We start from the raw sequence: 13,335 nt of genomic DNA on the forward strand, positions 1-13,335 counted from the left end.
GGGTGTCCCAAGCGCCCGTCCGTGGCGCAACCGCCGATCCGGCGCTCGGGACACGGGGCGCGTGATGCGCGTCCACCGGGACTCGAGCCGAGTCCGCCGCCGACACCCCGACACGGTGTCGTCCGGGGGCCCAGCCCGCTCGACGTCCTCCGCGTCATCAGGAGGAACATGGCAACGCGCGTCCGCCGCCGACCGACCGACGGCCAGGGCCCGAAGCAGGGGCAGAACGGCCAGAACCACGGCCAGCGGAAGGCCACCCAGCGCAAGGACGNCAAGGGCAAGGCGAGCCCGACGAACCGGACCAAGTTCCTCGTCGTGGCCCTGCTCATGCGGTCCGAGCGCGCCCGCGTCCGTGAGGACGCGTCGATCCCGTCGGCCACGCGCGCCGACCTGCTCAAGCGCCTCGACGGCATCGCGACGATCCTCGCGCAGATCGCGGCCCGCGACACGAGCCTGCTGACCCTGCTCGACGCCGACGCCAAGCCCGGCCCGGCGGCCCAGCAGATGCGCCGCGACTGGCTCCTCGAGTCGGGCGCCGAGCTCGCCGAGGAGGACCTCGTCATCCAGGCGCCCGAGCCGCCGCGGCCCGTCGTCCCGCCGCAGATCGCGGCCCGTCAGGTGATGCCGCAGTCGGTGCCCTCTCGGGCGCTCGCCAACCCGTTCCTCACGCCGGACGTCGGCCGCGTCCAGAGCGACTACCTCCCGAACCGCCTGGCCGGCTGGGACCTGCTCAGCCCGCTCTACCGCGCCTTCGAGCAGGGTGCCGGCGGCGAGGCAGCGTCGATGGACCTCCCGCCGACGCCGCAGATCGACCGCTTCTCCCCGCCCGGGTCGCAGCTCATGGTCCACCAGTCCCGCTTTCTCCAGAGCGTCCAGGAGGGTCACCGCACCTTCCTGCTCGCCGACGAGCCGGGCCTCGGCAAGACGGCCCAGTCGGTCATGGCCGCCTCGATCGCGGGCGCCTACCCGATGCTCGCCGTCGTGCCGAACGTCGTGAAGATCAACTGGGCCCGTGAGGTCGAGCGGTGGACGCCGCAGCGACGCGTCACCGTCATCCACGGCGACGGCAACGACGTCGACGCGTTCGCCGACGTGTTCGTCGTCAACTACGAGATCCTCGACCGGCACTTCGGGTGGCTCTCGAGCTTCGGCTTCCGCTCGATGGTCGTCGACGAGGCCCACTTCATCAAGAACCTCCAGTCGCAGCGCTCTCAGCAGGTCCTGGCCCTCGGCGACCGGCTCCGGTCGACGACACCCGGCGGCGACCCGCTCCTCATGGCCCTCACCGGCACACCACTCATCAACGACGTCAAGGACTTCGACGCGATCTGGCGCTTCCTCGGCTGGATCAAGGACGGCAAGCCCACCGCCGAGATCGTGCGGCGCCTCGACGACACCGGCCACACGCCCGCGGACCGCGCCTTCTACCCCGAGGCCCGTCGCGCCGTCATCGACATGGGCATCGTGCGCCGTCGCAAGGTCGACGTGGCCAAGGACCTGCCCGACAAGCGCATCGCCGACATCACCGTCGAGCTCGACGACGACCTCGGTCGCTCGATCCGTGAGGCCGAGCGCGCCCTCGGACGCCGCCTGGCCGAGCGCTACCGCTCGCTCCTCGCCGCCGGCGACGGCCGGGAGGAGGATGGCGAGCCCGACACCTCCCTCATGCGTCGGGTCGCCGCCGCGGAGCTGCGGGCCGCATCGGCCGAGAAGGGTACCGACAACGTCTTCTCGCTCGTGCGCCGGATCGGCCAGGCCAAGTCGGCACTCGCTGCCGACTACGCCGTACAGCTCTCGCACTCGGTCGGCAAGGTCGTCTTCTTCGCCAAGCACATCGACGTCATGGACGCCGCCGAGCGCGTGCTCGCCTCGGCCGGCCTGCGCACCGTCTCGGTGCGCGGCGAGCAGACCTCGAAGCAGCGCCAGGAGGCGATCGACGCCTTCCAGAAGGACCCCGAGGTCGCCGTCGCCGTCTGCTCGCTGACGGCCGCCGGCGTCGGCCTCAACCTGCACGCCGCGTCCAACGTCGTGCTCGCCGAGCTGTCGTGGACCGCGGCCGAGCAGCAGCAGGCCATCGACCGCGTCCACCGCATCGGCCAGGACGAGCCCGTCACGGCGTGGCGCATCCTCGCGTCCGGCACCATCGACTCCAAGATCGCCGAGCTCATCGACGCCAAGCAGGGGCTCGCCGCGCGCGCCCTCGACGGCAGCGACGAGGACGTCACCTCCGGCGACACCCTCCAGCTCGACGCCCTCGTCGAGCTGCTGCGCCAGGTCCTGACCGAGGTCTGACGGCCGAGCGACCCGGGACCCTCGTCCCGCCCCGGCACTCCGGGGCGGGACGAAGGGCCCTACCTCCGCACCGGTTCCCGCGATGGACTGGACGCGTGCCGCTGCCTGCGGTCACGAGGAGGAGACATGAGCACCACCATGCACGCGATCGTCTACCACGGACCCGGCCGGAAGGCCTGGGACGAGGNCGGCACCGACCTGCACATCCTCAAGGGTGACGTCGCAGCGGTCACCGACGGGCGGATCCTCGGTCACGAGGCGGTCGGCACGGTCGAGGAGGTCGGCCCGGGCGTCAAGAACGTCAAGCCCGGCGACCGCGTGCTCGTCTCCTGCATCACCGCGTGCGGTGCGTGCCGCTACTGCCGTGAGAGCAGCTACGGCCAGTGCATCGGCGGCGGTGGCTGGATCCTCGGCCACAAGATCGACGGCACACAGGCGGAGTACGTCCGGGTCCCCTTCGCGGACACCTCGACGTATGCCGTCCCCCAAGGTGTGACTGACGAGGAAGTGCTCATGCTCGCCGACATCGGGCCCACGGGCTACGAGGTCGGTGTGCTGAACGGCCGGGTATCACCCGGTGACGTCGTAGCGGTGGTGGGCGCCGGCCCGGTCGGGCTCTCCGCCATCATGGGTGCCAAGCTCTTCAGTCCGGCGCACGTCGTGGCCATCGACCTGGCCGATGCCCGACTCGAGGCGGCCAAGCAGTTCGGGGCCGACATCACGGTGAACCCCTCGCGCGAGGACGCCGTCGCGATCGTCAGGGGCCTGACCCAGGGCCTCGGCGCCGACGTCGCCATCGAGGCGGTCGGGGTGGCATCGACGTTCGAGCAGTGCGCGGCCCTGGTGCGGCCGGGTGGCACTGTCGCCAACGTGGGCGTCCACGGAGGACCGGCCACCCTGCACCTGGAGGACCTCTGGATCAGGAACGTCACCATCACCACCGGGCTCGTCGACACCTACTCGACACCCACCCTGCTCAAGCTGCTCGCCACGCACCAGGTCGACCTGGCGCGGTTCGTGACGCACCGCTTCGCCATGGGCGACTTCCTCGACGCCTACGACACGTTCGCCCGCGCGGCCGAGACCGGAGCCCTCAAGGTCGTGCTGACGAGCTGAGGCTCGACCCTGGCCGGGCGTCGACCCCCTCACGCCCGGTCAGAGGTCGAGGTGCATGATCCGTAGGCCCACGCGCTCCCCGGTCGGGAGCTCGTGGGCCCGCGGCACGGTGCCGACGACCGTGAAGCCGAGGCTCTCGTAGAGCCGGACCGCCCCCGTGTTGGTGGCGACGACGGCATTGAACTGCATGGCGGCATACCCGGACTCGCGGGCCCAGTCGAGGGAGTCGACGACGAGCGCACGCCCGGCGCCGAGACCTCGGGCCTCGGCCGACACCATGTAGCTCGCCGTCGCCACGTGCGACCCGGGGCCGGGACGGTTGCGCCCCATCTTCGCCGTGCCCAGGACGCGGTCACCGTCGACGGCGACGGTCACGCGACCACCGGGGCCGTTCTCGAGCCAGATGCCGCGCGCCTCGATCTCGGTGAGGTCGGTCGGGAAGGGGAAGGTGTCACCGGCCCGGACCACCTCCTCGATGACGGGCCAGACGAGCGGCCAGTCGGCATCGTCGTAGTCGCGGACACTGATCGTCGAAGCCACGCGGATCGCCTTACTTCTCGGGGACATTAGCGTCGAGCTCGCTCAGCCACGCCACCGACGTCGCGTCGGACGGCATACGCCAGTCGCCGCGCGGCGACAGCGAGCCGCCGGCCACGACCTTCGGGCCGTTGGGCAGCGCGGAGCGCTTGAACTGGTTGGCGAAGTAGCGCCTGACGAAGACCTCGAGCCAGTGCCGGATCGTCGCGAGGTCGTATGCCGTCCGCTCGGCCTCGGGGTAGCCCGCGGGCCACTCCCCCGCCTCGCTGTCGCGCCAGGCGTTCCACGCGAGGTAGGCGATCTTCGACGGCCGGTAGCCGCGACGGAGCACGTGGAAGAGCGTGAAGTCCTGGAGCGCGTACGGCCCGATCATCGCCTCGGTGCTCTGCGGCTTCTCCCCCTCCTTGGTCGGCACGAGCTCGGGCGTGATCTCGGTGTCGAGGATCGAGGTCAGCGTGCCGGAGACCTCCTCGTCGAACTGGCTCGACGACACGACCCACCGGATGAGGTGCTGCATCAGGGTCTTGGGCACGCCGGTGTTGACGCCGTAGTGGCTCATCTGGTCACCGACGCCGTAGGTGCACCACCCGAGGGCGAGCTCGGACAGGTCGCCGGTGCCGAGGACGATGCCGCCACGTTGGTTGGCGATGCGGAAGAGGTAGTCGGTGCGCAGGCCGGCCTGGACGTTCTCGAAGGTGACGTCGTAGACCTCCTCGCCCGTGCCGAAGGGGTGGCCCATCGCCTCGAGCATCTGCGTGGCCGCCGGGCGGATGTCGAGCTCCTCCCACGTGACGTCGAGCGACTCCATGAGCGCGATGGCGTTGCTCTTCGTGTGGTCGCTCGTGGCGAAGCCGGGCATCGTGAAGGCGAGGATGTCGCTGCGGGGGCGGTCGAGCCGGTCCATGGCCTTGGCGGCGACGATGAGGGCGTGGGTCGAGTCGAGACCGCCGCTGACGCCGATGACGATCTTGGGCTGACCGATGGCCCGGAGCCGCTGCTCGAGCCCGGAGACCTGGATGTTGTACGCCTCGTAGCAGTCGAGTGCGAGGCGGTCCTCGTCGTCGGGCACGAAAGGGAAGCGGTCGACCTTGCGGAGCAGGCCGAGGTCGCCGGTCGGGGGGTCGAGCTCGAGCTCGACGGTGCGGAAGCCGTCGGTGCGTGCGGCGAGGGTGCGCCGGTTGTCGTCGAACGTGCCCTGCCGCTGGCGCTCCTGGCGCAGCAGGTCGAGGTCGATGTCGGCGATGGACGCGCGGGCCCCCTCGGGGAACCGCTCGCTCTCGGCGAGCAGGGCGCCGTTCTCGTAGACCATCGTCATGCCGTCCCACGACAGGTCGGTCGAGCTCTCACCCTCGCCTGCGGCGGAGTAGAGGTAGGCGGCGAGGCAGCGGGCGGAGGCGCTGCGGGCGAGGAGGTGGCGGTCCTCGGCGCGCGAGACGGTGATCGGCGACCCGGAGAGGTTCGTGAGGATCGTCGCCCCGGCGAGGGCCGCCTCGTGGCTCGGGGGGACGGGGACCCACATGTCCTCGCAGACCTCGACGTGCAGCACGAAGCCCGGCACGTCGGTGGCCCGGAAGAGCAGATCGGGGCCGAACGGCACGCGGTCGCCGGCGACGTCGACGGTCTGGCCGCGCTGGTCGTCGCCGGGCGCGAAGTGGCGCCGCTCGTAGAACTCGCGGTAGTTCGGCAGGTAGGACTTCGGTGCGACGCCGAGGATGCGACCGGCGTGGATGACGACGCCGCAGTTGTAGACGCGCGAGCCCTTCTCGAGCGGGGCGCCGACGATGACCACGGGACGCAGGTCGGCGGTGGCATCGGCGATCCGGGCCAGCGCGTCGTCGACCGCGTCGAGGAGCGGGTCCTGCAGGAGCAGGTCGTCGATGGCGTAGCCGGAGAGGCAGAGCTCGGGGAAGAGGACGAGACCGACGCCCTCGTCGTCGAGCTCGCGCAGCTGCGTGATGACGGCGTCGGCGTTGCGCTCGGGGTCGACCGCGACGATCGGCAGGGTGCACGCGGCGACGCGGGCGAAGCCCTGGGCCCAGGAGCTGTAGAAGTCCATGGGCACAGTCAATCGCACGGCCGTTCGGGCTGCGCGTGTGACGCGGGACTCTCGCCGAGCGCGGGCGTGTCCGACCCATCCCTACTACCATCAGTAGTAGCCGGACACCCCGTCCGACGCGCATCCCGAGGAGGTCACCATGTCGGACCAGAACCCGGTCCATGTCCTTCACCCGGAGGAGTCTTGGGGCTTCCTTCGCGAGCACGAGTTCGGCCGTCTGGCCTTCCACCTCGTCGGTGAGGTGCATCTGACACCGATCAACTACGCCCTCGACGGCGAGCACATCGTCTTCATGACGGCCGAGGGCAGCAAGCTCTTCGGCGTGACCGCCAACCCCGACGTCGCCTTCGAGGTCGACGAGATCGTCGGCGAGCGTGCCACGAGCGTCATCTGTCGCGGACGGGCCCGCACGCTCGAGGGGCAGGCGGCCTACGTCGTCGAGCGCCTCCCCGTGCGGCCGTGGATAGACACCCCGAAGTCCGTCGTCGTCGCGATCGAGGTCGACGAGATCTCGGGACGCCGCTTCGACCTCACCCGACCCTGGCTGCGGGACCTGCCGACCGGCTGACCGGCTGCCTCCAGGTGGCCGCTCGGCCGAGCACTGAGCCCGCCACCCGCCGATCACTGCGTCAGTGCTGCACCCGGTGCAGCACTGACGCAGGTGCACGCGCCGGACCCGGTGACACCGAGGCGAGCGTCCGACGAGCTCAGCCGACGGCGTCCCGGGCGGCCACGAAGGCGTCGACGCACGCGCGTACGTCGGCCTCGGAGTGCGCCGCCGAGAGCTGCACGCGGATGCGCGCCTTCCCGCGCGGGACGACGGGGAAGCTGAAGGCGATGACGTAGACGCCGTTGCCGAGCATGTGGTCGGCGATCTGCGCGGCCTGACGGGCGCCGTCCTCGCCGGGGAACATGACCGGGCGGATCGGGTGCGTGCCCGGCAGCAGCTCGAAGCCGGCCTCGGTCATGAGCGAGTGGAAGAGCGCCGTGTTGGCCTTGAGGGTCTCGCGCTTCTCGGCCGAGCTCTCGACGAGCTCGAGCGCGGCCATGGAGCCCGCGACGACGGACGGCGCCACCGAGTTGGAGAAGAGGTAGGGCCGCGAGCGCTGGCGCAAGAGGTCGACGATCTCCTGGTGCGACGAGACGTAGCCACCCGACGCACCGCCGAGGGCCTTGCCGAGCGTGCCCGTGATGATGTCGACGCGGTCCATGACGCCGAAGAGCTCGGGCGTGCCGCGGCCGCCGTCACCGACGAAGCCCACGGCGTGGGAGTCGTCGACGAGGACGAGGGCCCCGAACTCGTCGGCGAGGTCGCAGATCTCATCGAGCGGGGCGTACGAGCCGTCCATCGAGAAGACGCCGTCCGTGACGACGACGGTCCGCCTCGCGTTGGCATCGTGGGCCGCCTCGAGCTGCACCCGCAGGTCGGTCATGTCGGCGTTCTTGTAGCGGTAGCGCATCGCCTTGGACAGCCGCACACCGTCGATGATCGAGGCGTGGTTGAGCTCGTCGCTGATGATGGCGTCCTCGGCCCCGAAGAGCACCTCGAAGACGCCCCCGTTCGCATCGAAGCACGACGAGTAGAGGATCGTCGCCTCGGTCCCGAGGAACTCGCTGATCTGGTGCTCGAGCGAGGTGTGCAGCGTCTGGGTGCCACAGATGAAGCGCACCGACGCCATGCCGAAGCCCCACTCGTCGAGCGCCTGCTTCGAGGCTGCGACGACGCCCGGGTCGTTGGCGAGACCGAGATAGTTGTTGGCGCAGAAGTTGAGCGCCTCCGTCTTGAGCGTCGTGACGTGCGCCGACTGCGGCGACGTCAGCTCCCGCTCGTTCTTGTAGAGGCCGGCGTCCTTGATCTCCTGCAGCGTCGCGGCGATCTCGTCCTTGACTGAGCCGTACATCGGTGTCCTTCGCGGGTCGGTGAGGCGTGTGGCGCCACCCAGCGTATGCCCGGCCACGTTCGCGAAACCGCTGACGTCCTGCGCGGCGTCGGAGGACGCTGGAAGCACGCCCGCGTCCGCGGGTGGGAGGACGAGGTGGCGCAGCGGTTGCTGCGGTCTCGGCTGCCCGCGCGCCTGGCGTACTCGTGGACCGACGGGTCACCACGGGTGGTGCCGATCGGCTTCCACTGGAACGGGGAGGAGCTCGTGTTCGGGACGCCACCAGATGCGCCCAAGATGAAGGTCCTCAGGGACGGTGACCGCGTGGCCGTGTCCATCGACACGGACGAGATGCCCTGAGCCGAGTCTTCGTCAGACCCGAGTGGGTCGCGATCCTCGACTTCGAGACGCGTTTCCCGAGTGCGATCGAGCGGGCCATGGAGGACGCGGCGAGCGCCTGAAGGACCTCGCCGAAGTTCCTGCCGGAGGACGCGACCCGGCGTAGCGTGGTCGCATCCGTTCCTCGGGGGATCGACGATCCAGCGAGGCGATCACATGCCAGAGTTCATGGACGTTCACACCAACATGCCGGGTGTGACGTCGCAAGCACTGATGGAGGCCCACCAGGCCGACCTCGACATCCAGGACGACGAGGGCGTGGTCTTCAAGCACGCCTGGGCCGACCCCAACAGCGGCCACGTGTTCTGCCTCTCCGAGGGACCGAGCGCCGACGCCGTGAGGCGCATCCACGAGCGCACCGGCCACCCCGCGGACGAGATCCACGAGATCACCGTCACGGCCTGAGCGGGCGGACCCCGAGGACCAGCCCCAGACGTTCCTCCTGAACCGGCTGTATCAGCAGCCCCGCAGGAGAACACTGGATCGCAGGGGCCGTCGCGCCCACTGCGCGGCCCGGGGCGAAGGAGTCCACCATGTCCAAGCGCGCGCTGCTCATCGGGGTCAACGAGTACGCGATCCCGGGGGCCAACCTCCGCGGGTGCGTCAACGACGTCCACAACATCGCCGCCGCCCTGACCGACCTCTACGGCTTCGCGGAATCCGACATCACCATGGTCCTCGACGGCGCCGCGACGAAAGCCGCGATGACGCACGGCATCGCCGACCTCGTCGACTCGGCCAAGCCCGGCGACGTGCTCTACCTCCACTACTCGGGGCACGGCTCCAACGTCCCGGACACCGACGGCGACGAGACGACCGACCATCGCGACGAGATCCTGTGCCCGCACGACCTCGACTGGAACGACCCGCTCACCGACGACTGGCTCCGCACGACGTTCGACCGGCTCGACCCCGGCGCGTCGCTCACCGTCGTCATGGACTGCTGCCACTCCGGCAGCAACACCCGTGAGCCGGTGCTCCTCGGCGGGCCGCCGCCCGAGGTCGTCTCGCGCTTCCTGCCCAACCCCGACGACGAGACCCGCGGTGGCGGCTTCACGGGCACACCGCGTCGCGCCCGACGTCGCCGCCGCGACGAGGACGTCCACGTCGTCGACATCGCCGAGACCCTCGTCAGCGGGTGCCGCGACAACCAGACGTCCGCCGACGCCCACATCGACGGTGACTACAACGGCGCCCTCACCTACTACCTCGTGCGCGCCATGCGGGAGGACCCGCAGTCGACCTACCGAGCCCTCCACACCCGGACCCTGGCCGGCCTGCAGGGCAACTACGACCAGGTGCCGCAGCTCGAGGGCCGAGCCCCACGCCTCGATGAGACCTTCCTGTCCGGGGCGGGCTGAGCCGTGTCGGCCCTCGTGGGCAGCACGCCCCCGGCAGACCCTGACCCGTCGCCGAACGGGCACCCCGCGCCGCCGGCCGAGCCGGAGCCGTATGCCGTCCCGGCCGTCGAGGAGGCACGTGTCCTCCCCGAGCAGCCGCTGCCCGACCCGCCCAGCGCTCAACCGGTCGCCCCGGTCGCGCCGGTCGCGCCGGTCGCGCCGGTCGCATCGGTCGCACCGGTCGTGGTGGACGCGGTCGACGCGGACGTCGACCCGTCGCGGCCGCTGACGCGGGTCCGGATCTCACACGGCGACCTGCGCTTCGCCCGCCACCACGTCCTCGTCGGCCACTACCCGGGCAGCACCCTCGTCGGCGGCGAGGGCGCCCTCGACGAGCTGCTCGACGGGCGGCTCTCTCGCGCCGCGCTGCTCGGCATCTACCCGGGCCCGATCGAGACGTGCCAGGTCTTCACCGACCCGGACGAGTGGACGCGCCCTCCCGGGGCGGTCGTCGCAGGGCTCGGTCCGATCGGCGGCCTGAGCGCCGCGTCGCTGGCCCGCGCCACCGCCCACGCGGTGCTGACCTCGGCCCTCGGCCACCTGACCGCGGGCGCCTCGGCGACGAGCACCGAGGTGCGGCAGCTGAGCCTCTCGAGCCTGCTCATCGGCACCGGGCAGGGCGGCCTCCCCGTGCGCGACAGCGTGCAGGCCCTGCTGACCGGCGTGCAGCGCGCCAACGACCGGCTCGCCGACACCGACCTCGGGGTGCACATCGCCGAGCTCGAGATCATCGAGCTGTGGCAGGACCGCGCGCTCCAGGCGGTCGAGGCCCTCGGGTCGTCGCTGACGAGCGGGGAGCTCGCCGACTCCTTCACGGCCGACCTCCGCCTCGAGGAGCGTCCGGGCCGCCAGCGCCGGCTGCTCTTCCAGGAGCCCACCGGCTGGTGGCAGCAGGTGCGGGTGCGCAGCGAGGCCGACGGCGGCCTGACCTTCGAGGCGTCGATGCGCCGGGCGGGCACGCCGACGCGCACCGTGCCGACCCAGCGCGCCCTCGTCGACCGGCTCGTCGAGTCGCTCGTCGACTCGCCGTCGCCCGACCCGTCGGCCTCCCGCACGCTCTTCGAGCTGCTCTTCCCCAACGACCTCAAGGCGCAGGCCCCCGACACGGACAACCTCGTGCTCCTCGTCGACCGCGGCTCGGCGCACTACCCGTGGGAGCTGCTCGACGACCACGGCACGGAGGAGGACCGCGAACCGCTCGGGGTGCGCCGCGGCCTCGTGCGCCAGCTCGAGGGCTCGTCGATGCGCAGCCACGTGCTGTCGGCGACGAGCAGCCGCGCCCTCGTCGTCGGCGACACCGCGAGCGGGCTCAGCTCCCTCCCGGCCGCGCAGAAGGAGGCCCGAGGTGTCGCGGATGCATTGCGCCAGAGTGGGTTCGACGCCGAGCCCCTCATCGCCGAGAGCGGCACCAAGGTCATCCAGGCCCTCTTCGCCACGTCCTACCGGGTCGTCCACCTCGCCGGTCACGGCGTCTTCGAGTGGCCGCTCGGCGACGGCACGGACGCCACGGTCACCGGCATGGTGCTCGGCAACGGGATGTACCTCACCGCCGGCGAGGTCGGCCAGATGCGGCAGGTGCCCGAGCTCGTCGTCGTCAACTGCTGCCACCTCGGGTCGATGGGCCCGAGCGGGCCCGTCGGTCCGGGGGGCACGGGCGGCCCGGGAGTTCCGACGGAGCACACCGGCAACTACCACCGGCTCGCGGCGAGCTTCGCGACCGAGCTCATCGACATCGGCGTGCGAGCCGTCGTCGCGTGCGGCTGGGCCGTCGACGACGCGGCCGCGTCGACCTTCGCGGCGACGCTCTACGACCGGCTGCTTTCCGGCCTGACGTTCGGCGAGGCGATCGCCGCCGCGCGCTGGCAGACGTGGAACGACCACCCCGCCGTGAACACGTGGGGTGCCTACCAGTGCTACGGCGACCCGGACTACCGGCTCGCGCCCGACGCGGCCGTGCACCGCGCCACGACGGTGCGCCGCGCACCCGCGAGCGCCGAGCAGGCGCGGGTCGAGATCGAGAACCTCGGCCAGTCGGTGGACGTCAGCCGCAACACCCGCTTCGGGCTCGACCGCCTGCGCGAGCTCTACGAGGCGCTGTCCCCCGAGGACCGCGAGGACGACGCGCTCCAGGTGCTCATCGCCCGGACGTACAACAAGTTCGGCGACTTCGCCCACGCCACGCAGTACTTCGAGCAGACCCTCGAGCGGGGCGGGGCGGCCCTGACCGTGCGCGACTTCGAGGTCTGGATCGACCAGGTGGTCCGGGCGGCCGCCGCGAGTGAGGACGCCGTCGACGACGCGGTCGCGACGATCGAGTCGGCCATCGACCGGCTGCGCTCGCTCCTCGACAACCCGGCGTCGCTCGTCCTGGGTCAGCACGCGCCCGAACGCGCGGCCTTCCTGCCCGGCGACGCCCACGAGCCGTCCGGCGGCGTCGGCATCGACCGGCTCTGGCGGGTCGCGAGCGCCTACAAGCGGCTCGCCCTCGTCACGTGTCCCGACCGGCCCGGCTCGACGCGGGCGGGCGACTGGTCGCAGACCCACGACGCCCTGACGAAGATGTCCGGGTGGTACGCCGCGGCGCGCACCGCGTCGGGTGCGACCGACCGGCGTCGGCACGGCGCCCTCGCCAACTGGCTCGCTGCCGAGCTCGCCCTGCGCTGGCGGCCGGTCGAGGGTCGCGCGATGCTCGACCGGGCCGAGGCGCGACGGCTCATCGGCGAGTCGCTCGGCCCCGCACGTGAGGAGGCCTACCTCGCCCCGACGTTCTGGACGGTCACGGTCTACGCCGACCTGCTCGTCCTCGACGCGCTGTGGAGCCCGCGGGCCACGGCCGAGGAGGCGCAGGACGCCCTCGACCTCTACCGGCGCGCGAGCGACCTCGGCAGCGAGGAGCAGCTGCGCCAGGTCCGCGACCAGGTCGACTTCCTCATCGTCATGGCCGGCACCGAGGCGCAGCGCCGGGTCGAGTTCCTCCAGACCCTGCGCGACGGCCTCGTGGCGCTCGACGCACCCCCGACCGGCACGGACGACACGGCGGGCACGGTCACCGCCTGACGGCATACCTCGTGTACGTCGCGCCCGCGGCGAAACGGCGCTGGTCGAGCAGCTCGAGGTCGAGGCGTATGCCGTCCGGCAGGCTCCGCGTGCCACCGCCCACGACGACGGGCACCGTCAGCAACCGCAGCTCGTCGACGATGCCGGCTCGCAGGGCGACGGCCGCGAGGGTGGGCCCTCCGATGCTGACGTCGCGGTCGGCCGAGGCGACGAACCGGGCGACCGACTCGGGGTCGAATTCGCGCACGAGCGTGGTGCGCGCGCTCGTCACGGCGCCGAGCGTGCGGGAGTGGACGACCTTGTCGGCGGCCTGCCAGATGCGGGCGTAGTCGTGCCCGATGTCGCCGTCGGGGTCGTCGGTCGGGGCGGTCTCCCAGTAGACCATCACCTCGTAGAGGCGACGGCCACACAGGTAGGTGCCGACGTCGCGCTCGAGGTCGTTGACGAAGGCGTGCACCTCGGCGTCGGGGGCCGCCCACTCGAATCCTCCGCTCGCGTCGTTCACGTAGCCGTCGAGGGAGGCGATGGTCGTGTAGATGAGGCGAGCCATGTGTTGACTCTGTCACTCGTGCACGCTCAGGGCACCCGGTTCGAGTGG

The 13,335-nt window shown here is 71.5% G+C and carries 10 protein-coding genes and 1 pseudogene; 7 read left to right on the forward strand and 4 right to left on the reverse strand.

The features are described from left to right. Positions 1–272: 272 nt before the first annotated feature. Positions 273–2,292: pseudogene (locus ASG96_RS22230) on the forward strand (DEAD/DEAH box helicase); the annotation flags it as partial. A 198-nt stretch (positions 2,293–2,490) separates the two neighbouring features. Then, positions 2,491–3,408 carry a zinc-binding dehydrogenase gene (locus ASG96_RS22235; RefSeq protein ID WP_369813658.1) on the forward strand — a complete coding sequence of 306 codons (918 nt, stop codon included), beginning with the start codon at positions 2,491–2,493 and terminating at the stop codon, positions 3,406–3,408. Between the two features lie 39 nt (positions 3,409–3,447). Here ASG96_RS22235 and ASG96_RS22240 read toward each other — a convergent pair whose 3' ends face one another. Then, positions 3,448–3,948, reverse strand: coding sequence for a GNAT family N-acetyltransferase (locus tag ASG96_RS22240; protein ID WP_200958523.1), 501 nt, complete (start codon positions 3,946–3,948; stop codon positions 3,448–3,450). 10 nt (positions 3,949–3,958) lie between these two features. After that, the gene (locus ASG96_RS22245) at positions 3,959–6,001 is read right to left on the reverse strand and encodes an NAD(+) synthase (protein WP_057589434.1); all 2,043 of its coding nucleotides are present in this window, start codon (positions 5,999–6,001) and stop codon (positions 3,959–3,961) included. A gap of 139 nt (positions 6,002–6,140) precedes the next feature. Between ASG96_RS22245 and ASG96_RS22250 the strand changes: the two genes are divergently transcribed. Further along, on the forward strand, positions 6,141–6,569 hold the full coding sequence (locus tag ASG96_RS22250) for a pyridoxamine 5'-phosphate oxidase family protein (protein ID WP_057589435.1): 429 nt from the start codon (positions 6,141–6,143) through the stop codon (positions 6,567–6,569). A 139-nt stretch (positions 6,570–6,708) separates the two neighbouring features. On the opposite strand, the gene ASG96_RS22255 is transcribed toward ASG96_RS22250, so the two are convergent. Continuing rightward, complete coding sequence (locus tag ASG96_RS22255; RefSeq protein WP_056751489.1) at positions 6,709–7,902, reverse strand: glycine C-acetyltransferase; 1,194 nt, start codon at positions 7,900–7,902, stop codon at positions 6,709–6,711. A gap of 45 nt (positions 7,903–7,947) precedes the next feature. Here ASG96_RS22255 and ASG96_RS22260 point away from each other — a divergent pair, with 45 nt between their 5' ends. The 4 genes from ASG96_RS22260 (at position 7,948) to ASG96_RS22275 (ending at position 12,737) form a co-directional block, all read left to right on the forward strand. After that, positions 7,948–8,241 (forward strand): pyridoxamine 5'-phosphate oxidase family protein, encoded by a 294-nt coding sequence (locus ASG96_RS22260; RefSeq protein ID WP_057589436.1) that lies wholly within the window; start codon positions 7,948–7,950, stop codon positions 8,239–8,241. A gap of 207 nt (positions 8,242–8,448) precedes the next feature. Further along, a complete protein-coding gene (locus ASG96_RS22265) occupies positions 8,449–8,685 on the forward strand; it encodes an SCO4226 family nickel-binding protein (RefSeq protein ID WP_235509273.1) in 237 nt (78 codons plus the stop codon). A 128-nt stretch (positions 8,686–8,813) separates the two neighbouring features. Then, positions 8,814–9,641 (forward strand): caspase family protein, encoded by an 828-nt coding sequence (locus tag ASG96_RS22270; protein WP_057589437.1) that lies wholly within the window; start codon positions 8,814–8,816, stop codon positions 9,639–9,641. Between the two features lie 3 nt (positions 9,642–9,644). Continuing rightward, positions 9,645–12,737, forward strand: coding sequence for a CHAT domain-containing protein (locus tag ASG96_RS22275; RefSeq protein ID WP_057589438.1), 3,093 nt, complete (start codon positions 9,645–9,647; stop codon positions 12,735–12,737). Here the strand turns inward: ASG96_RS22275 and ASG96_RS22280 are convergent. Then, the gene (locus ASG96_RS22280) at positions 12,727–13,287 is read right to left on the reverse strand and encodes a dihydrofolate reductase family protein (protein WP_056751469.1); all 561 of its coding nucleotides are present in this window, start codon (positions 13,285–13,287) and stop codon (positions 12,727–12,729) included. The two genes, ASG96_RS22275 and ASG96_RS22280, sit on opposite strands and share 11 nt — an antisense overlap. Positions 13,288–13,335 lie beyond the last annotated feature (48 nt).

Source organism: Terrabacter sp. Soil810 (assembly GCF_001429645.1).
Lineage (GTDB): Bacteria > Actinomycetota > Actinomycetes > Actinomycetales > Dermatophilaceae > Terrabacter.